This is a genomic window from Herbaspirillum sp. BH-1 (assembly GCF_002870055.1).
Classification (GTDB): Bacteria; Pseudomonadota; Gammaproteobacteria; order Burkholderiales; family Burkholderiaceae_D; genus Herbaspirillum; species Herbaspirillum frisingense.
Genome location: NZ_PKOI01000003.1, coordinates 40468 through 62458, shown reverse-complemented (window position 1 = coordinate 62458; position 21991 = coordinate 40468). Strand labels below are relative to the sequence as shown.

At 61.7% G+C, this 21991-nt stretch carries 18 protein-coding genes; 5 read left to right on the top strand and 13 right to left on the bottom strand.

Translation table 11 applies throughout. The features are described 5' to 3' along the window. Positions 1-74: 74 nt before the first annotated feature. From HBH1_RS05250 to HBH1_RS05215, 8 genes are all read right to left on the bottom strand, one after another. Positions 75-2939, bottom strand: a complete 2865-nt coding sequence (locus tag HBH1_RS05250) for a 2-oxoglutarate dehydrogenase E1 component (RefSeq protein ID WP_102661867.1) — start codon at positions 2937-2939, stop codon at positions 75-77. Positions 2940-3312: 373 nt separating this feature from the next. Continuing rightward, on the bottom strand, positions 3313-4614 hold the full coding sequence (gene gltA, locus HBH1_RS05245; protein WP_006463286.1) for a citrate synthase: 1302 nt from the start codon (positions 4612-4614) through the stop codon (positions 3313-3315). Between the two features lie 159 nt (positions 4615-4773). Next, positions 4774-5058 (bottom strand): FAD assembly factor SdhE, encoded by a 285-nt coding sequence (locus HBH1_RS05240; RefSeq protein WP_008329929.1) that lies wholly within the window; start codon positions 5056-5058, stop codon positions 4774-4776. A gap of 132 nt (positions 5059-5190) precedes the next feature. Next, the gene (locus HBH1_RS05235) at positions 5191-5901 is read right to left on the bottom strand and encodes a succinate dehydrogenase iron-sulfur subunit (protein ID WP_006463281.1); all 711 of its coding nucleotides are present in this window, start codon (positions 5899-5901) and stop codon (positions 5191-5193) included. A gap of 11 nt (positions 5902-5912) precedes the next feature. Further along, a complete protein-coding gene (gene sdhA / locus HBH1_RS05230) occupies positions 5913-7691 on the bottom strand; it encodes a succinate dehydrogenase flavoprotein subunit (RefSeq protein WP_102661866.1) in 1779 nt (592 codons plus the stop codon). Positions 7692-7693: 2 nt separating this feature from the next. Further along, a complete protein-coding gene (gene sdhD / locus HBH1_RS05225; RefSeq protein ID WP_006463279.1) occupies positions 7694-8059 on the bottom strand; it encodes a succinate dehydrogenase, hydrophobic membrane anchor protein in 366 nt (121 codons plus the stop codon). Between the two features lie 2 nt (positions 8060-8061). Further along, positions 8062-8472: a succinate dehydrogenase, cytochrome b556 subunit gene (gene sdhC, locus HBH1_RS05220; RefSeq protein ID WP_102661865.1), complete on the bottom strand. Its 411-nt coding sequence runs from the start codon at positions 8470-8472 to the stop codon at positions 8062-8064. A gap of 162 nt (positions 8473-8634) precedes the next feature. Next, on the bottom strand, positions 8635-9420 hold the full coding sequence (locus HBH1_RS05215) for a GntR family transcriptional regulator (RefSeq protein ID WP_102661864.1): 786 nt from the start codon (positions 9418-9420) through the stop codon (positions 8635-8637). 464 nt (positions 9421-9884) lie between these two features. Here HBH1_RS05215 and HBH1_RS05210 point away from each other — a divergent pair, with 464 nt between their 5' ends. From HBH1_RS05210 to HBH1_RS05190, 5 genes are all read left to right on the top strand, one after another. Then, a complete protein-coding gene (locus HBH1_RS05210; protein ID WP_102661863.1) occupies positions 9885-10874 on the top strand; it encodes a malate dehydrogenase in 990 nt (329 codons plus the stop codon). A gap of 129 nt (positions 10875-11003) precedes the next feature. Then, positions 11004-12005, top strand: a complete 1002-nt coding sequence (locus HBH1_RS05205) for an HpcH/HpaI aldolase/citrate lyase family protein (RefSeq protein ID WP_102661862.1) — start codon at positions 11004-11006, stop codon at positions 12003-12005. A 22-nt stretch (positions 12006-12027) separates the two neighbouring features. After that, positions 12028-12579, top strand: coding sequence for a hypothetical protein (locus HBH1_RS05200; RefSeq protein WP_102661861.1), 552 nt, complete (start codon positions 12028-12030; stop codon positions 12577-12579). Positions 12580-12731: 152 nt separating this feature from the next. Beyond that, positions 12732-15443 carry an aconitate hydratase AcnA gene (gene acnA, locus HBH1_RS05195; protein WP_102661860.1) on the top strand — a complete coding sequence of 904 codons (2712 nt, stop codon included), beginning with the start codon at positions 12732-12734 and terminating at the stop codon, positions 15441-15443. Positions 15444-15655: 212 nt separating this feature from the next. After that, positions 15656-16903 carry a DUF2863 family protein gene (locus HBH1_RS05190; protein WP_102661859.1) on the top strand — a complete coding sequence of 416 codons (1248 nt, stop codon included), beginning with the start codon at positions 15656-15658 and terminating at the stop codon, positions 16901-16903. Positions 16904-17139: 236 nt separating this feature from the next. Here the strand turns inward: HBH1_RS05190 and HBH1_RS05185 are convergent, their stop codons facing one another. From HBH1_RS05185 to motB, 5 genes are all read right to left on the bottom strand, one after another. Beyond that, entirely contained in the window at positions 17140-17646 is a 507-nt protein-coding gene (locus HBH1_RS05185) for a chemotaxis protein CheW (protein ID WP_006463271.1), read from the bottom strand. Between the two features lie 18 nt (positions 17647-17664). Next, positions 17665-19854: a chemotaxis protein CheA gene (cheA, locus tag HBH1_RS05180; protein WP_102661858.1), complete on the bottom strand. Its 2190-nt coding sequence runs from the start codon at positions 19852-19854 to the stop codon at positions 17665-17667. A gap of 53 nt (positions 19855-19907) precedes the next feature. Then, positions 19908-20273 (bottom strand): response regulator, encoded by a 366-nt coding sequence (locus tag HBH1_RS05175; protein WP_006463269.1) that lies wholly within the window; start codon positions 20271-20273, stop codon positions 19908-19910. A gap of 130 nt (positions 20274-20403) precedes the next feature. Further along, the gene (locus tag HBH1_RS05170) at positions 20404-20958 is read right to left on the bottom strand and encodes a chemotaxis protein (RefSeq protein WP_102661857.1); all 555 of its coding nucleotides are present in this window, start codon (positions 20956-20958) and stop codon (positions 20404-20406) included. Between the two features lie 72 nt (positions 20959-21030). Beyond that, positions 21031-21969: a flagellar motor protein MotB gene (motB, locus tag HBH1_RS05165; RefSeq protein WP_006463267.1), complete on the bottom strand. Its 939-nt coding sequence runs from the start codon at positions 21967-21969 to the stop codon at positions 21031-21033. Between the last annotated feature and the right edge of the window lie 22 nt (positions 21970-21991).

Sequence of the window (21991 nt, the reverse complement as noted above, 5' to 3'; positions counted from 1 at the left end):
CGATTTTCGGGTGATTCGTTTTTATGGAAACAGGGACGTACTGCCCTCGCAGTACGCCCCGTTCGCAACAATGCTTACTTGGTCAGGACAAAGCCCTTGAGCTTGGCGAAGGCGGTTTCGATCAGCGCCTTTTGCTGTGCGTAGTGCTTGTCGTAGTAACCGACAGCCGGCGAGGCGCTGGCCGGGCGGCCTGCATAGGCCAGCTTCTGACCTTCGGAGAGATTCTCGAAGATGTTGTGCTGGATCTGCAGCCATGCGCCCTGATTCTGCGGCTCGTCCTGCGCCCACACCAGTTCGTTGAAGTTCGGGAACTGCTTCAGTGCAGCCGCGAACGCCTTGTGCGGGAACGGATACAGCTGTTCGACGCGGATGATGGCGGTATCGGTCTGACCACGTTCCTTGCGGGCGTTGACCAGGTCGTAGTACACCTTACCCGAGCAGGCGACGATGCGCTTGACCTTCTTGGCGTCGATGGTTTCATCGACTTCCGGGATCACGGTCTGGAACGAACCCTTGGCCAGGTCGGACAGGGGCGAACCGGCATCCTTGTTACGCAGCAGCGACTTCGGCGTCATGATGATCAGCGGCTTGCGGAACAGACGGATCATCTGGCGACGCAGCAGGTGGAAGATCTGCGCAGCGGTGGTGGGCTGCACGACCTGCATGTTGTTGTCGGCACACAGCTGGAGGTAACGCTCGATACGTGCCGAGGAGTGTTCCGGACCCTGGCCTTCGTAGCCGTGGGGCAGCATCTGCACCAGACCCGAGGCACGGCCCCACTTCACTTCGCCGGAGCTGATGAACTGGTCCATGACGACCTGGGCGCCGTTGGCGAAGTCGCCGAACTGGGCTTCCCAGATGGTCAGGGTGTTCGGTTCAGCGGTCGAGTAACCGTATTCGAAGGCCAGCACGGCCTCTTCGGACAGCACCGAGTCGATCACGGTGAAGGTGGACTGGTTTTCAGCCACGTTCTGCAGCGGGATGAAGGTACCGGCATCCCAACGCTCGCGGTTCTGGTCGTGCAGCACGGCGTGACGGTGAGTGAAGGTGCCACGGCCGGCATCCTGACCGGTCAGGCGCACGGCATAGCCGGAGGAAACCAGGCTGGCGTAGGCCAGGTGCTCACCCATGCCCCAGTCCAGGTTCATTTCGCCACGACCCATGGTAGCGCGGTCGTTCAAGACCTTCTCGACCAGCGAGTGCACCTTGAAGCCTTCAGGGACGGTAGTGATCTTGGCGGCCAGGCGCTTCAGCTCGGCCATCGGCACGGCGGTCTCGGCGGCGTCGGTCCACTTGCGGTTCAGGAACGGCAGCCAGTCGACGGCGTACTTGCTCTTGAAGTTGGTCAGCACCGGGTCGATGGCGTGCTTGCCGGCGTCCATCGCGGCGCGATAGGCCTTGACCAGCTCTTCGCCACCATCGGCGGGAATGGTCTGCTGGGTAACCAGCTTGTCGGCGTACAGCTTGCGGGTACCCGGGTGCTGGGCGATCTTCTTGTACATCAGCGGCTGGGTCAGAGCAGGCGTATCTTGCTCGTTGTGGCCCAGCTTGCGGAAGCAGATGATGTCGACCACGATGTCCTTCTTGAACTTCATGCGGTAGTCGACAGCGATCTGGGTGGCGAACACGACGGCTTCCGGATCATCGCCGTTGACGTGCAGCACCGGGGCTTCGATCATCTTGACCACATCCGAGCAGTACAGCGTCGAACGGGAGTCGCGCGGGTCGGAGGTGGTGAAGCCGATCTGGTTGTTGATGACGATGTGGACGGTACCACCGGTGCCATAGCCACGGGTCTGGGCCAGGTTCAGGGTTTCCATCACCACGCCCTGGCCGGCGAAGGCGGCATCACCGTGCACCAGGATCGGCAGCACTTGCGAACCATCCTTGTCGCCGCGGCGATCCATACGGGCCTTGACCGAACCTTCGACCACCGGATTGACGATTTCCAGGTGGGAGGGGTTGAAGGCCAGCGACAGGTGGACCGGGCCGCCCGGGGTGGAGACGTCGGAGGAGAAGCCCTGGTGGTACTTGACGTCACCGGCCGGCAGGTCGTCGGCGTGACGGCCTTCGAACTCGGAGAACAGTTCCTGCGGGGTCTTGCCCAGGATGTTGACCAACACGTTCAGGCGACCGCGGTGGGCCATGCCGATCACGATTTCCTGCACGCCCTTTTCACCGGCGCGCTGGATGGTTTCATCCAGGGAGGCGATGAAGGATTCGCCGCCTTCCAGCGAGAAGCGCTTCTGGCCGACGTACTTGGTGTGGAGGTAACGCTCCAGGCCTTCGGCAGCGGTCAGGCGCTCCAGGATGTGCTTCTTCTTGTCCGAAGAGAAGCTGGGCAGGGCACGGGTCGGCTCCAGGCGCTCTTCCAGCCAGCGCACTTCGGCCATGTCCGAGATGTAGGTGAACTCGGCGCCGATGGAGCGCGTGTAGGTGTCGCGCAGCATCTGCAGCAGGTCACGCAGGGACGCGGTTTCCGGGCCGAAGTAGGTGTTGTTGATGTTGAACACGATGTCCATGTCGGCATCGGTGAAGCCGTAGAAGGAGGGATCGAGTTCGGGGATGTTGGGGCGTTCCTGGCGTTGCAGCGGGTCCAGGTTGGCGAAACGGGAGCCGAGGTCACGGTAGCCGGCGATCAGCTGGGTGACAGCGACGCGCTTGCGACCCATGTCGGAGTCGGCGGATGCGATGACGGTGCGGATGGGGCCTTGCTTGGCACGTTCGGCGAAGGATGCGATCACCGGAGCGTGGGCCACATCGGGACGGGTGGAGCCGTCGGTGGCGGGGACGTGTTGCACGGCGTCGAAATAAGCACGCCAGTTATCGGGGACAGAGCCAGGATTGTTCAGGTAGGCTTCGTACAGTTCTTCGATGTACGGAGCATTCCCACCGAACAGGTAGGAGTTGATGTTGTATTGCTCGTAGAGCTTTGTCATTTGCTCACCTTTCTTCGCGCTTCGCGAGATTAGCGGGTTTCTACACCTTCCGCGACACGGCCTGACCGGTTAGCGGATTGCATCAAGTTGTGGGGAAGGACCTTGTCTACCTGAACTTCTGTACGTCATCCAGTCAGCGCATCGGAATTATATCTCCTAATATCAAATAAAAAAGCGAATCCTAAGGGATTCGCTTTTTTATTTGAAACCAGAAGCAACGGGCGTTTCCGGCAACCAACGCTGGACCGCAAAGCCTTGTCGCACGGGCTTCCCACCCTCCCCCATCGACTCCCGGGGGACGGGATGATGTCTCTTGCACCACCTGTTGTCTGCCCGACAACGAGCAGACAACAAGCGACAGCTGGCAGACCGATCAGCGCTTGTCGATCGGCGGCACGTCGCGACGCGGCGAGCCAACGAACAGCTGACGGGGACGACCGATCTTCTGTTCCGGGTCCGAGATCATTTCGTTCCACTGGGCGATCCAGCCGATGGTACGGGCCATGGCGAAGATGCAGGTGAACATCGAGGTCGGGATGCCCAGGGCGCGCTGCACGATGCCCGAGTAGAAGTCGACGTTCGGATACAGCTTGCGGGAAACGAAGTAGTCGTCTTCCAGGGCGATCTTTTCCAGCTCCATGGCCAGCTTGAACAGCGGGTCGTCGTGCAGGCCCAGTTCGTTCAGGACTTCGTAGCAGGTTTCGCGCATCAGCTTGGCACGCGGGTCGTAGTTCTTGTAGACGCGGTGACCGAAGCCCATCAGCTTGACGCCGGAGTTCTTGTCCTTCACCTGCTTGATGAACTCGGGGATGTTTTCGACCGAGCCGATCTGTTCCAGCATGTTCAGTGCGGCTTCGTTGGCACCGCCGTGGGCAGGACCCCACAGGCAGGCGATGCCGGCGGCGATACATGCGAACGGGTTGGCGCCGGAGGAGCCGGCCAGACGCACGGTCGAGGTCGAGGCGTTCTGTTCGTGGTCGGCGTGCAGGATCAGGATGCGGTCCAGCGCGCGCACCAGCACTTCATTGACCTTGTACTCTTCGCACGGGTTGGCGAACATCATGCGCATGAAGTTGGCGGTGTACGACAGGTCGTTGCGCGGGTACACGAAGGGCTGGCCGATGCTGTACTTGTAGGCCATGGCCACCAGGGTCGGCAGCTTGGCGATCATGCGGATGGCCGACACTTCGCGGTGATTCGGATTGGAGATGTCCAGCGAGTCGTGGTAGAAGGCCGACAGCGCGCCGACCGAGCCGGTCAGTACGGCCATCGGGTGAGCATCGCGACGGAAACCACGGAAGAAGAAGTTCATCTGCTCGTGGACCATGGTGTGCTGGGTCACGGTGGTGACGAACTCGGCCTTCTGGTCGGCAGTGGGCAGCTCGCCGTGCAGCAGCAGGTAGCAGGATTCCAGGAAGTCGCAGTTCACCGCCAGCTGTTCGATCGGATAGCCACGGTACAGCAGCTCGCCCTTGTCGCCATCGATGTAGGTGATGGAGGAGTTGCAGGACGCCGTCGACATGAAGCCGGGGTCGTAGGTGAACTTGCCGGTGGCGCCGTACAGCTTGCGGATATCGATCACATCAGGACCGATGCTGCCCTTGTAGATAGGAAAATCTACGGACGGAGACCCGTCGGAGAACGACAGGGTAGCTTTGATATCGGTATTGGACATAGCTTTTCCTTTTGCTGGGATGGTGAAACCGTTAATCAAAAGCCGCGACCGCAAGCCGGGCGGCATCATGGTTCGGATGCGCCGGGTGGCGAGTTGGAACAGGCCGCGATCGAGCAAAATCGGTCTGGCTTGTGGCCAGGCGCAATATTCGTGCAACAGTCAGGCAGTACGCAGTTTCTTCAGCAACGCATGCACTTGGGGCAGATCAACCGCCGCTTCCGGCTCCTTGCGGGCCAGCAGCAGGTCCATCAGGTCGTTGTCGGTCAGGTCCATCAGGCGCGAGAAGGCATCGACCTCGTCGTCGCTCATCTGTGCCTCGTTGGCATCCAGATAGCGCGTCAGGATCAGGTCGTTCTCCAGCAGCCCGCGGCGCGCGCGCCAGCGCAGTCTTGCTCGCTTGGCCGGATCATCCTGATGACGCTGTTCAGTCATGAACTCGCTCATTTCTTGTCTTTCCATTCACTTCAACCGGACCAACCCTGAAGGAACCGGTCGGGGAAGCCGCTTCCAGCCCTGCTTCCCCTCGCTGCAGCCCGCCATGCACGGCGGCTCTGGCAGGCATCACACCCATTCGGCTTACACCGAACGACGGACCATCAATTCCTTGATCTTGCCGATGGCCTTGTTGGGGTTCAGACCCTTGGGGCAGACATCGACGCAGTTCATGATCGAACGGCAACGGAACAGGCGGTACGGATCTTCCAGGTTGTCCAGACGCGCGCCGGTGGCTTCGTCGCGGCTGTCGGCGATGAAGCGGTAGGCTTGCAGCAGGCCGGCCGGGCCGACGAACTTGTCCGGGTTCCACCAGAACGACGGGCAGGAGGTCGAGCAGCAGGCGCACAGGATGCACTCGTACACGCCATCGAGCTCTTCACGCTGCTCGGGCGACTGCAGACGCTCCTTCTCGGGCGGGATGCTGTCGTTGATCAGGTAGGGCTTGATCGAATCGTACTGCTTGAAGAAGTTGGTCATGTCCACGATCAGGTCGCGGATCACCGGCAGGCCGGGCAGCGGCTTCAGAACGATGGGCTCGGTCAGCTCGTTCAGGTTGGTGATGCAGGCCAGACCGTTCTTGCCGTTGATGTTCATGGCGTCGGAGCCGCACACGCCTTCGCGGCAGGAGCGACGCAGCGCCAGGGAATCGTCGACGTCGGACTTGATGCGCTGCAAGGCATCCAGCAGCATCTTGTCGGTGGGCTTGAGTTCCACCGTCAGGTCTTGCATGTACGGCTTGTCGTCCTTGTCCGGATCGTAACGATAGATCTTGAATTTCAGGGTGCGAGTCATGTTGCGACCTCTTAGAAAGTACGTGCTTTAGGTTTGAAGGTCTCGACGGTCAGCGGCTGCAGGTTGACCGGCTTGTAGTCGAGACGATTCCCCTCGGAGAACCACAGCGTGTGCTTGAGCCAGTTCACGTCGTCGCGCTGCTCGTGGTCGCTTTGCGCGTGGGCGCCGCGCGATTCCTTGCGGGCTTCGGCCGAGGTGATGGTGGCCTTGGCGGTTTCGATCAGGTTGTCCAGCTCCAGCGCTTCCACGCGGGCGGTGTTGAAGACCTTGGACTTGTCCTTGAAGGAGACGTGCTTGCGACGCTCGTCCAGTTCCATGATCTTCTGATAGCCTTCCTTCAACAGGGCATCGGTACGGAACACGCCGCAGTACTTCTGCATGGTGGCGCGGATGTCGTTGGCGACGTCCTGCACACGTTCGGAACCGGTGCTGTTTTCCAGATGGGCGATGCGTTCCAGCGAACGGTCCAGGGCACCGGCCGGGATCGGCTTGTGGCTCTGGTCCTGCAGGCGGCTGTTGACGATGTGGTTACCGGCAGCGCGGCCGAAGACCACCAGGTCCAGCAGCGAGTTGGTCCCCAGGCGGTTGGCGCCGTGCACCGACACGCAGGCACATTCGCCGATGGCGTACATGCCCTGCACCACTTCCTTCATCGAACCGCCCTTGGGCGCGACCACCTGACCGTTGATGTTGGTGGGGATGCCACCCATCTGGTAGTGGATGGTCGGCACGACAGGAATCGGTTCCTTGGTCGCATCGACGTTGGCGAACTTGTGGGCGATTTCCAGGATCGAGGGCAGACGCTTCTTGATGGTATCGGCGCCGATGTGACGCAGGTCCAGCAGCACGTGATCCTTGTGGGGACCGACGCCGCGACCTTCCTTGATTTCCTGGTCCATCGAACGCGAGACGAAGTCACGCGGCGCCAGGTCCTTCAGGGTCGGCGCATAGCGCTCCATGAAGCGTTCGCCGTTGCTGTTGATCAGGATACCGCCTTCGCCGCGCACACCCTCGGTGATCAGCACGCCCGCCCCGGCCACGCCGGTCGGGTGGAACTGCCAGAACTCCATGTCCTGCAGCGGCAGGCCGGCGCGTGCCGCCATGCCCATGCCGTCGCCGGTGTTGATGAAGGCATTGGTCGATGCAGCCCAGATACGACCCGCGCCGCCGGTGGCGAACAGGGTGGTCTTGGCGTGCAGCATCATGATTTCGCCGGTTTCCATTTCCAGTGCCACCACGCCGAGGACGTCGCCCTCTTCGTTGCGGATCACGTCCAGCGCCATCCACTCGACGAAGAAGTGGGTCTTGGCGCGCACGTTGCGCTGGTACAGGGTGTGCAGCAGTGCGTGACCGGTACGGTCGGCCGCAGCACAGGCGCGCTGCACCGGCTTTTCACCCAGGTTGGCGGTGTGGCCGCCGAACGGACGCTGATAGATGGTGCCATCCGGGTTGCGGTCGAAGGGCATGCCGAAGTGTTCCAGCTCGTAGACGGCCTTCGGTGCTTCGCGGCACATGAATTCGATGGCGTCCTGGTCACCCAGGTAGTCCGAACCCTTGACGGTGTCGAACATGTGCCAGTACCAGTTGTCTTCCGACATGTTGCCCAGCGAAGCGCCGATGCCGCCCTGGGCAGCCACGGTGTGCGAGCGGGTCGGGAAGACCTTGGACAGGACAGCGACGTTCAGGCCGGCTTCGGCCAGTTGCAGCGAGGCGCGCATGCCGGAGCCACCGGCGCCGACGATGACCGCGTCAAAGCGGCGGGTAGTGATGGCGGATTTGATTGCAGCCACGATTAGTTTCTCCAGAGAATCTGCGCAGCATAGCCAGCGCAACCGATCAGCCACAGGATGGTGGCAACTTGCAGGACCAGGCGAATGCCGACCGGCTTGACGTAGTCCATGAGCGCATCACGCACGCCGATCCAGGCGTGGAAGAACAGCGCCATGAACACGGCAAAGGTGGCGACCTTGAACCATTGATGCGAGAACAGCGCCGCCCAGCCCTGGTAGCTGAAGTTGGTCGAGGTGAAGAAGCACACCAGCAGGATCACGGTGTAGACGGCCATCACGACGGCGGTGGCGCGTTGCGCCAGCCAGTCACGCAGGCCATAGTGGGCGCCGACGACCAGGCGCTTGGGTCCGATGTTGTTATCAGCCATTTTCAGAAAGCTCCGAACAGTTTCAATGCGACCAGGATCATCAGCGCGATGCTGATCACCAGGACAGTTGCCGAGGACTTGCGTGCGCTGTCCTTGTCCAGACCGATGTGGTTGTCCATGATCAGGTGGCGGATGCCGGCGCAGAAGTGATGGAGGTAGGCCCAGGACAGGGCCAGGATGACCAGCTTGACGAACCAGCCCGAGGTGAAGCCCTTGAGGTAGTCGAAGGTACCTTCGGAGAGCAGGCTGCTGTCCAGGAGGTACAGGATGAAAGGCAGCATCAGGAACAGGAACAGACCGCTGATGCGGTGCATGATCGAGACGATGGCAGCCAGAGGCATGCGGTAACCGGCAATTTGGGTTAGGTGTATGTTACGAAATTGCGGCCGTTGTGGTTTAGCGGCTTCAGACATACAAGGTTCTCCTCAGTTTAAAACAATATGCAATTTTCGCCGATTTTCTAAATCACCATCAACTTTTATTGCGCTTCGCAGCATGCCGACCGGGCGTCGCGCCCGGCCCTCCGCGCTGTACGGGCGCTTGCCACCGGCCCGGGACAACACCGCGTCGTCCGCTCAGCTCAACTCGCTTTGGTAATGATGATTCGTCGTCAGGTACAGCCCGCGCCGCATTTCCACCGGCTTGTCGCCATAGGTAAATGAAGCCCGCTCCACACTCAGCAACGGCGTTTGGGGCGCCACGCCCAGAAACTCTGCCGCATCCGTATCCGCCCCGACGGCACGGATGCGCTCTTCGGCACGGATCATGCGCGTGCCGAACTCCGACTCGAACAGGCCATACAGCGGCCCGCGGTATTCCACCAGGCGTTCGGCCGTCAGCCCCTTGAAGATGGCGCCGGGCAGCCAGATGTCTTCGAGGATGATGGGAACGCCATTGAACGATTTTACCCGGCGAATGAAAATGACGGAGTCGCCCGACTTCATGTCGAGCTGACGGGCCACTTCGGCCGATGCGCGCACGCGCTTGACTTCGATGATCTTGTTCTCGGGACGCTGCGGCTCGTCGCTGTCGGCCATCAACCGCAGGAAGCGGAACTGCGCCTGGGTCTCATGATGGGTGGCAACGAAGGTCCCTTTACCCTGGCGGCGCACCACCAGGTTTTCGGCCGCCAGTTCGTCGATGGCCTTGCGCACCGTGCCTTGACTGACCTTGAATCGGTTGCCCAGCTCCACTTCGCTGGGAATGAGCTCGCCGGGCTTCCACTCACCGGCTTCCAGGCGCTGCATGATGAGCGCCTTGATCTGCTGGTACAACGGACTGAAGGTAGGCGCAGGACTGGCAGCACCCGCCCCCGCGGCATGCGCGTCGGCGTTGTTCGAATTGGGCAGGATCGAGCTCATAACCTCGAATTTCACCACAAAATCCCTTCCGGCGTCCAGCAAAAACTAGGCAATAATATGTCTTATATAAGACATAAGATATTGATTGACAGCGCTCTTTCGCAGGCCTACACTCGCGAGCAACCTGAAGACCTGCAAGGCAGACCGGGTGCGATTTACAGGCCGGAGGGCGCTAACGAGAATCGCTCTCATCCAGGCGCATCGAAGGCAGCGTTTTCATGCAGGCAGAACACAAGTCTGACAGGTTTTTGATTTGTCGGCAGAGCCCGATCCGAAAGCAACTGACTCGCTGCGTTTTCGACGGTATCATGGCGGCCTAACAAGAATTCGAGGAAGTCGCGCAATTTCCTGCGCAAACCAGAAGCAACCGCAGACGGCCCTGCCGCGCTCTCCGCGACGCGACCGCAACGTGCGCTTCATGCAGTCTGAACGCTTTTTTTCATCACCTCTTTTGGAGATTCAACATGGCTAAAGCCCCCAAGCGTGTTGCCGTCACCGGCGCCGCCGGTCAGATCGGTTACTCCCTGCTGTTCCGCATCGCCAACGGCGACCTGCTGGGCAAAGACCAGCCGGTCATCCTGCAACTGCTGGAAATCCCCGATGAGAAGGCACAGAAGGCGTTGAAGGGCGTCATCATGGAAATCGATGACTGTGCCTTCCCGCTGCTGGCTGGCGTGACCGCTCACAGCGATCCGATGACCGCCTTCAAGGATGCCGACATCGCCCTGCTGGTGGGCGCCCGTCCCCGTGGTCCCGGCATGGAGCGCAAGGACCTGCTGGAAGCCAACGCCCAGATCTTCACCGTGCAGGGCAAGGCACTGGATGCCGTCGCTTCGCGTGACGTCAAGGTCCTGGTGGTCGGCAACCCGGCCAACACCAACGCCTACATCGCCATGAAGTCGGCACCGAACCTGCCGGCCAAGAACTTCACCGCCATGCTGCGCCTGGACCACAACCGCGCCCTGTCGCAAGTGGCAGCCAAGATCGGCAAGCCGGTCTCGGCCATCGAAAAGCTGTGCGTCTGGGGCAACCACTCGCCCACCATGTACGCCGACTACCGTTTCGCCACCGCCGATGGCGCCTCCATCAAGGACACCATCAACGACCAGGAATGGAACAAGAACGTGTTCCTGCCCACCGTCGGCAAGCGCGGCGCGGCCATCATCGAAGCCCGCGGCCTGTCCTCGGCAGCGTCGGCAGCCAACGCGGCCATCGACCACGTGCGTGACTGGGTGCTGGGCACCAACGGCAAGTGGACCACCATGGGTATCCCCTCGGACGGTTCCTACGGCATCCCCGAAGGCACCATGTTCGGCTTCCCGGTGACCACCGAAAACGGCGAGTACAAGATCGTCCAGGGTCTGGAGATCGACGAGTTCTCGCAAGAGCGCATCAACATCACCCTCAAGGAGCTGTTGGAAGAGCGTGAAGGCGTGAAGCATCTGGTCGGCTAATTGACCTGGGCGCGGCGGTCTTCAATCGCCGCGCCCGTCGTCTTCCTGCAATACCGGCAATACCAGCAGTACCCGCAATATCGCAATACCGATCGATCCGACAACCTTACCCCAGTCCCATTCGCAGCAATGCATCCTTCCCAGGTCTTGTTCCCAGGTGCCCAGCAGCCGGTTTCGCTCCCGGTGTGCGATCACTACGCCGGCTCCGAAAAGCTGATGCGCAAGTCGATGGCCCTGCAGCAGGAACTCGGTCCCCGGTTCGACATCACCTTCGACTGCGAAGACGGCGCCGCCGCCGGCAATGAAGCCGCGCACGCCGAGCTGGTCGCCTCGCTCATCGCCGGCCCCGACAATGTCCACCGCCGCATCGGCGCGCGCCTGCATGACGTGGGCCATGCGCATTTCGAGCAGGATGTGGCCATCATCTGCGGCGCCGCTGCGCGCGAGCTGGCCTACGTGATGCTGCCCAAGCCGGAAGGCATTGCCGACGTGCTGCGCGCGCTGGAGAGCATCAACCGCGTGACCGCTGGCGCTGGCCGTGCGCAACTGCCGGTGCAGGTGTTGATCGAGACCCACGGCGCGCTGGCCGATGCCGCACGCATCGCCGCCCTGCCCCAGGTCCAGTCGTTGTCGTTCGGGGTCATGGATTTCGTCTCGGCGCACTACGGTGCCATCCCCGGCAGCGCCATGCGCTCCCCCGGGCAGTTCGACCACCCGCTGGTGCGCCGCGCCAAGCTGGAGATTGCCGCCGCCTGCCATGCGCACGGCAAGGTGCCGTCGCATAACGTGACCACCGACATCAAGAATCCCGCCGCCGTGGCCGATGATGCGCGCCGCGCGGCACAGGAATTTGGCTATACCCGGATGTGGAGCATCCATCCGGACCAGATCCGTCCCATCGTGCAGGCCATGTCGCCCTCCACCGAGGAGGCCGAACTGGCGGCACAGATCTTGCTCAAGGCGCAGTCGGTGCAATGGGGCCCGATCCAGCACCTGGGCAACCTGCACGATCGGGCCAGTTATCGCTATTACTGGAGTATCCTGCAACGCGCCCACGCCACTGGCGTGGCGCTGCCGCCGGAAACCCTAGTCTGGTTCGCCGCTGGCGACTCCCCCTCAACCACGCAGTAAAAAGAACGTTCGATCACCGCACATGAAAAAGCACCTGACCCTGATCGCCCTGCTGGGCGCCCTGTTCGCCACCGCCGGCATCACTCCGGCACAGGCCGAGACCGCCACTGCCGCCAAGCCCGCTGCCAAGAAGAAGGTGGTCAAGAAGGCCCCGGCGAAGAAGGCTGCTGCCGCTGCTGCCGCCGCCGCGCCGGCCGCCAAGATGCCCTTCTCCTCGGACGCCGAGGATGACGACAGCGAACCCGAACTGGGCGGCACCCTGTCGGCCGACTTCCAGTGCGAAATGGGCCACAAGCTGACCATCTGGAAGAACGAAGCCGACGACAAGCACATCGCCATCCGCTGGGACAAGCGCATCCACCGCCTGACCCGCGTGGAAACCACCACCGGCGCCAACCGCTTCGAAAACCGCAAGATGGGCCTGGTCTGGATCGGTATCCCCGCCAAGGGTCTGTTGCTGGACTCCAAGAAGGGTCAGCAGCTGGCCAACGAATGCAAGAACGCCGAGCAGATGAAGGCCGCCGCCGCACCGGCAGCGACCCCCACCGTTGCCGCAGCGCCCCAGCAGAACTGACACGGGAAGCCGCGCTTCCCGGACCAGACCCCAGCCGTACCCGAGAAACAGAGAATCACAGAATCAGGCAGCACCCCGCAGTTCACCATTGCAGCGCAAACCGGATTCGACTAGCTAGCATCACTAAATTGCCAAATTAAGGAGAAGAGGCCATGTCTCGCAACACATTGAACACCCTGAAGGAATTCAAGATTTCCGATTCCAAGAAGGGCAAGTTCTACTCCCTGCCCGCCCTGCAAAAGTCGCTGGGCGTGAATATCTCCCGCCTGCCGGTGTCCATCCGTATCGTGCTGGAATCGGTGCTGCGTAACTGCGATGGCCAGAAGGTCACCGAAGAACACGTCAAGCAACTGGCCAACTGGGGTGCCAAGGCTGCCCGCGTGGATGAGATCCCCTTCGTGGTCGCCCGCGTGGTGCTGCAGGACTTCACCGGCGTGCCGCTGCTGGCCGACCTGGCCGCCATGCGCAATGTCGCCAGCAAGCTGGGCAAGAACCCCAAGAACATCGAACCGCTGGTCCCGGTGGACCTGGTGGTGGACCACTCGGTGCAGATCGACCACTTCCGCGAGAAGAAGGCGCTGGACCTGAACATGAAGCTGGAATTCTCGCGCAACAACGAGCGCTACCAGTTCATGAAGTGGGGCATGCAAGCCTTCGACACCTTCGGCGTGGTGCCCCCGGGCTTCGGCATCGTCCACCAGGTCAACCTGGAGTACCTGGCACGCGGTGTGCACAACAAGACCGGCGTCTACTACCCTGACACCCTGGTCGGCACCGACTCCCACACCACCATGATCAACGGCATCGGCGTGGTCGGCTGGGGCGTGGGCGGCATCGAAGCCGAAGCCGGCATGCTGGGCCAGCCGGTCTATTTCCTGACCCCGGACGTGGTCGGCGTGAACCTGACCGGCGCCCTGCGCGAAGGCGTCACCGCCACCGACCTGGTGCTGACCATCACCGAACTGCTGCGCCAGACCAAGGTCGTGGGCAAGTTCGTCGAATTCTTCGGCGAAGGCACCGAATCGCTGTCGCTGACCGACCGCGCCACCATCGCCAACATGGCTCCGGAATACGGCGCCACCATGGGCTTCTTCCCGGTTGACGATGCCACCATCGACTACTTCAAGGGCACCGGCCGTACCAAGGCCGAGATCGACGCCTTCGAAGCCTACTTCAAGGCCCAGGGCCTGTATGGCGTGCCCAAGGCCGGCCAGATCGACTACACCCAGGAAGTCTCGCTGGACCTGGGTACCGTCGCTCCCTCGCTGGCAGGTCCGAAGCGTCCGCAAGACCGCATCGAGATCGGCAACGTCAAGTCCACCTTCGCCGACCTGTTCACCAAGCCGACTTCCGAAAACGGCTTCAACAAGAAGGCTGAAGACCTCACCGCTGCCTACAAGAACGCCGACGGCGTGGATGTGCACAACGGTGACGTGCTGATCGCCGCCATCACCTCTTGCACCAACACCTCCAACCCGAGCGTGCTGCTGGCTGCCGGCCTGTTGGCCAAGAAGGCGGTCGAAGCCGGCCTGAAGGTCGCTCCGCACATCAAGACCTCGCTGGCCCCTGGCTCGCGCGTGGTGACCAAGTACCTGGAAGCGGCTGGCCTGTTGCCCTACCTGGAAAAGCTGGGCTTTGGCGTGACCGCCTACGGTTGCACCACTTGCATCGGCAACGCCGGTGACCTGACTGCAGCCATGAACGAAGCCATCGTCAAGAACGACGTCGTGGCTGCCGCCGTGCTGTCGGGCAACCGCAACTTCGAAGCCCGTATCCACCCGAACATCCGCGCCAACTTCCTGGCTTCGCCGCCGCTGGTGGTGGCCTACGCGATCGCCGGCAATGTCTCCCGCGACCTGATGACCGAACCCGTCGGCAAGGGCAAGGGTGGCAAGGATATCTACCTGGGCGACATCTGGCCGACCTCGCAAGAGATCGAAAAGCTGCTCAAGTTCGCCATGAACGCCAAGACCTTCAAGGAAAACTACGCCGACGTGAAGGGTGCCCCGGGCAAGCTGTGGGAAGCCATCAAGGGCGTCGCCAAGGGCGAAGTCTACAACTGGCCGACCTCGACCTACATCGCCGAGCCGCCGTTCTTCGAGAACTTCAGCGAAGAGCCCAAGATCGCTGCTGCCGGTATCTCCGGCGCACGCGCCCTGGGCGTGTTCGGCGACTCGATCACCACCGACCACATCTCCCCGGCCGGTTCGATCAAGGAATCCAGCCCGGCCGGCAAGTGGCTGCAAGCCAACGGCGTGCTCAAGGCTGACTTCAACTCCTACGGCTCGCGCCGCGGCAACCACGAGATCATGATGCGCGGCACCTTCGCCAACGTGCGCATCAAGAACCTGATGATCCCGGCCAAGGAAGACGGCTCCCGCGTCGAAGGTGGCATCACCCTGCACCAGCCGACCGGCGAACAGATGTCGATCTATGATGCCGCCATGAAGTACGTGGCCGAAGGCACCCCGACCATGGTGTTCGGTGGCGAAGAGTACGGCACCGGCTCCTCCCGTGACTGGGCCGCCAAGGGCACCCAGCTGCTGGGCGTGAAGGCCGTGATCGCACGTTCCTTCGAGCGTATCCACCGCTCCAACCTGGTCGGCATGGGCGTGCTGCCGCTGCAGTTCCTGGGTAGCGACAGCGTGCAGACGCTGGGCATCACCGGTGACGAAACCTTCGACCTGAAGGGCCTGGACGGCGAGATCAAGCCGCAACAGGAAGCCACCCTGGTGATCCACCACAAGAACGGCGAGACCAAGGAAGTCAAGCTGCTGCTGCGCATCGATACCCCGATCGAAGTGGACTACTACAAGCATGGCGGCATCCTGCCGTTCGTGCTGCGTCAACTGCTGGCAGCCTAAGCAGGACGGGCAGCGCGGCGCCCCCCGGTGCCGCTGCTGCCATGCAGTCTGCACGTCTACAGAAACGAGAAACGCCGGATTCGTCCGGCGTTTTTTATTTTGCCGCTGCCGCAAGCTGCCCTTTGGAATCAGGTCAGCAGTCTGAAGACGGATACCGCTGCCAAATCATCTACAATAGACGGTTTCGTTTCCACAGATTACAGATAGCCTACATGCGTCGTCCTGCCAAACGTTCCTCCTCCAAGCTCTCTGCCGACAGCCAGCACCTGGTCACCTTTGCGCAAGCCATCGCGCAGGCGTCCAGCCGGCTCGAAGAGCGCGCCTGGCTGAAACCCCTGGACGCCCTGCTCAACAAGCTCCTGCGCGCCGGCAACCAGGGCCTGATCGACACCGCGCTGGACCACCTCTTCAAGGCCGACCTGGACGCCTACGATGTCCTGATCGAGGCCGTCGAGGCCGGCAGCGAAGCCACCACGCTGGAACACGACGGCCAGGACTACGATGTCCAGCTGCTGGTCCTGCCGGTGCTGGCCTGGACCCGCTTCGCCATCGCCTCGGGCCCCATTGCCGGCGACCTGCAGAACGCCATCGCGGCCCACCTGCACGCCCACATCCTGGCCAAGGACGCGCGCCTGGCGCTGGCACCCAGCCTGTTCTCGATCGAGCAGCTGCCGCGCATGCACGCCGACGTGTTCGCCCTGACCCGCCAGATGGGCCAGAGCGCGCTCAAGAATGCCCCGGTGCAGCTGCGCGGCGAACAGCCGCCGACCGCCGCCTTCCTGGCTGATACCCGCTATGCCATCGCCGCGGTGGTGGTGCCCGCCGGTGGCGCCCTGTTCCACTGGCAGGAAAGCGAACAGCAGAGCCACTTCTCGGCCAACAAGACCGCTGCCTTCGACGCCTGGACGCAGCAGGTCACGCCGATCTTCACGCGCCTGCTGCCCGGCTGCAATGTCGAGCTGCTGCTGCCGCAAGCCTATTTCTTCGGCTGCCGCGAGGCCGACAAGCATATCCGGCCGGCGTCGATCCGTGCCGCCGACTACTTCCTCACGCAGACGCTGGATATCGCGTCCTCCGAGCTGCATGCCAGCATCGGCGGCTTTTCCGAAGACATCAACGGCCAGATCGACGAATACCGCATCGGCTTTTCCATCGGCAACGACCCCACCGTGGTCTACGGTACCGTGTGGCCGCTGTACGAACAGGAAAGCGGCGAAGACCTGCCCATGATGATCCCCGGCGGCGCCGGCCTGCTGGAAGGACTCCCGGCTAGTCCGCTGCAGCAGATCCTGGCCACCCTGCGCGAATGCGGCATCGTCCAGATCAAGCATCACAGCGAGCGTTTCACGATGGAATTCTGCGATGACTGCGGTGCGCCCCTGTTCCCCGATCGCGAGGGTGAACTGGTGCATGCCGAGATGCCGGAAGATACCCCGCCTCCGGTCGAACACTTCCATTGACGCACCATCGGGCTGTGCGGCCTGCCGCGTAGTCCGCGGGAGGCGCCACGCCGTACCTTGCCTGGCGGCATTGGGAGCGCGCAATAAAAAAGGCATCCACCACACGGCGGATGCCTTTTTCTCTTCTGTATCGGGCTAGCCTGCCCGCTTTTCCTGCGGTACCGAACGACGAAAAACGTCAGATCCGGACTGCGTCTCCTCCGGATCCCTTAGCTTCCTGACAGACCTGAGGGCGATCAGGCAGCCAGCTTCTCGATCAGGCCCATTTCGGCGCTGGACATCAGCTTGTCGATATCCACCAGGATCAGCATGCGCTGTTCCAGGGTACCCAGACCGATCAGATAATCGGAGTCAAAGGTGGTGCCCATTTCCGGGGCCGGCTTGATCTGTTCCTGGGTCAGGGTGATCACGTCGGAGACGCTGTCGACCACCATACCCACCACACGACCACCGATGTTGAGGATGATCACCACGGTGAACTGGTCGTAGGTCGGCTCGCCCAGCTGGAACTTGATGCGCATATCGACGATGGGGACGATGATGCCGCGCAGGTTGACCACGCCCTTGATGAAATCAGGCGAGTTGGCGATACGGGTCACGGCTTCGTAGCCGCGAATTTCCTGAACCTTCAGAATATCGATGCCGTATTCTTCCTTACCCAGGGTGAAGGCAAGAAACTCGTTTCCATTGCTGTCGGTTTTTTCGCCGAAGCCGGAAAGATTCTTGGTTGCAGTGTCAGACATGTTGTGGCCCTTTAAATATCAGGAAAATACAGATTCGTCGTTCAGTTGGCGGCTGGATCGCAGCAAGGCTGCCACATCGACAATCAGGGCGACGCCGCCGTCGCCCAGAATGGTTGCTCCGGAAATGCCGGCGACCTTCCGATAGTTGGATTCCAGATTCTTGACAACGATCTGCTGTTGTCCGATCAGGTCATCCACGAAAAGTGCTGCCTTCTTTCCGTCTGACTCCAGAATGACCACCAATCCTTGCGAGGGATCGGTGAAGGAGGGTTCGATGTTGAAAATCTGATAAAGCGGGATCAGGGGCAGGTATTCGCCGCGTACGCGCAGCACCTGGCCCTGACCGGAAATCTCTTTGATATCTTGCGCCAATGGCTGCAAAGATTCAACCACATATCCCAGCGGCAATATGTAGACTTCTTCACCAATCCGGATCGACATGCCGTCCAGGATGGCCAGCGTCAGCGGCAGCGAGATCGAGATGGTGGTACCAAAGCCCTTGCTGGAGCGGATATCCACCGCCCCGCCCATGGCCAGGATGTTGCGCTTGACCACATCCATGCCCACGCCACGTCCCGACACGTCGGTCACCTGCTCGGCGGTGGAGAAACCGGGCTCGAAGATCAGCTGCCAGACCTCGGCGTCCGACAGGTTGTCGGTCACTGGCATGCCCTGCTGCTTGGCCTTGGCCAGGATCTTGTCGCGGTTCAGACCACCACCGTCGTCGGTGACCTCGATGATGATATTGCCGCCCTGGTGCTCGGCCGACAGCGCCAGCACCCCGGCTTCACCCTTGCCTGCACTGCGGCGGGCATCCGGCAGTTCGATGCCATGGTCGATGCTGTTGCGCACCAGGTGCGTGAGCGGATCGACGATGCGTTCGATCAGGCCCTTGTCCAGCTCGGTCGCGGCGCCATGGGTGACGAATTCGACCTGCTTGCCCAGCTTGTGCGCCAGATCGCGCACCATGCGCGGGAAGCGCGAAAACACGTAGTCCATGGGCATCATGCGGATCGACATCACCGATTCCTGCAGATCCCGGGTATTGCGGCTCAACTGGCTGACACTGTTGAGCAGGTGCTCATGCTGCATCGGATCCAGCTTGCCGACACGCTGCTCGATCATGGCCTGGGTGATCACCAGTTCGCCGACCAGGTTGATCAGTTGGTCGACCTTTTCGATGCTCACGCGGATCGAGGAGGATTCCGGTCCTTGGGCGGCGCCCCCCTTGGCGGATTTCTTTTCCGAGGAGGCATGCTCGCCATGCAGATGGGCGTCGTCGTGATGGCCGTTGGCACCATTGGTGCCATGGGCGGCGGCAGCGTGGGCGCTCTCCGGCTCCGGCTTCTTGGCGCTGATGTCCAGCGGCACGAAGGGAGCGAAGAAGCCGTAGCCCTGCTCGCGCTCCTTGTCTTCCATGGTGGTCTGGTTGTCGAAGAAACCGTAGCCCTGGGCGCGTTCGCGGTCTTCCTGGGTCACGAAGTTATCGAAGAAACCATAGCCGCGCTCTTCATCTGCGGTCTTGCCGGGATCCACAGCCTGCGAGATCTTCAGATCGGCCACATTGACGATGAAGGCGCAGATGGCGACCACGTCATCGATCGGTTCGGCCGTATCGAGAATGAAGACCCAGTTTCCTTCGGCAGACCTGGTCTTTTCAATCTTGCCCAGCATGGACAGCTCGTCGGCCAGCGCCTCGGCGTCCTTGTCGGCGATGACCGGCATCTCCAGCCGATAGCGACGGGCGCCGTCGGGGCCCACCATGGCCGCAGCCGCAGCCGGTCCTGCAGCAGCCCTGGGTGCGCTCGCGCTGGAGCTCTTGCCCTGCGACAGGGCTTCCAGCAGCATGCGTACATCACCCACGGCATCCAGATCCACCTCGGCACCATGCTTGTGGCCGTCGAGCATGGACTTCAATACGTCCTTGGCCGCCAGGAAGGCGTCCACATGTTCCGCGGTCAGGGCCATCTGGCCCTGGCGGATACGGTCCAGCAGCGACTCCAGTACGTGCGTGACTTCGGCGATATCGGTCAAACCAAAGGTCGACGAGCCGCCCTTGATGGAATGCGCGGCACGGAACACCGCATTGAGGTCCTCCGGATCGGGCGAGGCCACATTGACGGCCAACAACAGCTTTTCCATTTCCGCGAGCCCTTCCTCGGCCTCGTCGAAAAAGACCTGGAAAAACTGGCTCATATCAATGCTCATGCCTGGGCTCCATGCTGGATGCGGTTCGTGTCGTTCTTGTTATCCCGGCAAGATCAGCCGATCACCTTGCGCACCACTTCGGTCAGGCGCTGCGGGTCGAAGGGCTTGACCAGCCAGCCATTGGCGCCGGCCGCCTTGCCCTTGGCCTTCATCTCGTCACTGAACTCGGTGGTCAGCATCAGGATCGGCACCCGCGCATAGCTGGTCAGCTCGCGCAGTGAGCGGATCAAGGTCAGGCCATCCATGCGCGGCATGTTCTGGTCGGTCAGGACCAGGTCGAAGGTATGCGTCTTGGCCTTTTCCAGCGCGTCCACGCCGTCAACCGCTTCGGTCACGTTGTAACCCGCAGCCTTCAGACTGAATACCACCATCTGGCGCAGTGACCCGGAATCATCTACTGCGAGAATCGTTTTGGACATCGTTACTCCCTGTTTCTTCAATAAGGCTCATGCGCATGTGCATTATGCCGCAGCTCCGGCCTCCGACCTATTGCCCTGTCCCCGGCCGGAATGACCTAGTTCAATCTTGACCCACTCAGCCCGCAAAGGCTTAGAACAACTCGATATCGCCACTTTCCATGCGTGTCTGGCGCACCGCTTTCCACAGCCCGGTGTCGAGCACGGTCAGCCGCTCCTCCATCGCCTGCACGGTGCTGGCCAGCAGCTCCCTGAGTTCCTCGTCGGTCTGCCCCTGTTCCGGCACGATCTCGAAACTGTTGGCGCTCAACACGCCCAGCGCTTCACGCAGGCCGATCACGCGCCGCACGATACGCTCCAGCAGCTGGCTGGTCATGTCCTGGAACTGCAGACCGGTGACCGCCGCGTTCACATGGTGGCTGACCTGCGCCTGGGTGGCCTTGAGCTGTTCGATGCTCTCGCTGTCGAACTCGCCCGTGCCATTCATCAGCCCCTCGAGGATAGTCTGCTGGGCCTGCACTGAACGGTGCAGCTCCATGAAGCTGGTACCCAGCTTGCCGATGGCTTCGCCCAGGAGGATGTTGGTCTGGACCAGGTCCGACTCCACTTCCGTCAATTGGCGGCTGCCGCCGCTGGCAGTATCGAGCAACAAGCGCTTGAGCTCCTGCAGCATGGTCTTGGTCGGCATATCCAGCTCTCTTCCCCTGTTCAGTTGGAACACTTCTGCTTCAATGGCAAATCCCTGCCCGTCACGCCCGCCTCAATTCTTGGGCGGCGCGGTCAAACCCTGCTGAATGTCGTCGTCGCTGGCGTCGGTGGGCACGTTCAGCGAGCCACTATCCTTCTCGACCAGTTCCTCGGCCTTCTTGTTCATGACGATGATGCTGATACGACGGTTGATGGGGTTGAACGGATCTTCCTTGTCCAGCAGCACCGCCGAGGACAGGCCCACCACCCGCAGCACCTTGGATTCATCCATGCCTCCGGTGATCAGCTCGCGGCGCGATGCATTGGCGCGGTCGGCCGACAGTTCCCAGTTGCTGTAGCCCTTCTCGCCACGGGAATACGGTGTCGCATCGGTATGTCCGGACAGACTGATCTTGTTGGGGACATCGTTCAGGGTGCGTCCGATCTCGTGCAGGATTTCCTTGGTATAGGGCTGCAACTGGGCGCTGGCCAGGGCGAACATGGGACGGTTCTTCTCGTCCACAATCTGGATGCGCAGGCCTTCCGAGGTGATGTCGATCAACAGCTGGTTCTTGAACTGCTTCAGGGTCGGATTGGAATCGATAGCCTTTTCCAGGCGCGACTTCAGCTGCTCCAGGCGCGAGCGCTCGGCCTTCTCCAGTTCCTGCTGGGCCTGCTTGAGGGTCTGCTTGCGGGTGACCACATCGTTCTCGCCCTTGCGCAACTGGCCGTCCTGGCGGGTCAGGTCCTTGCCGCCGCCTGGCAGCACCGTATTGGCGTCGCCGCTACCGGAGCCGCCGGCCATGGCGACCTTCAGCGGGGTCTTGAAATATTCGGCGATGCCGTTCAGGTCGCCCTTGGCGGTCGAACCCAGCAGCCACATCAGCAGGAAGAACGCCATCATCGCAGTCACGAAGTCGGCGTACGCGATCTTCCAGGCGCCGCCGTGGTGACCACCGCCGCCCTTCTTGATCCGCTTAACGATTATGGGACGTAGCCCTTCGTCGGCCATGCCTTACTCCTGCTCAATGCTG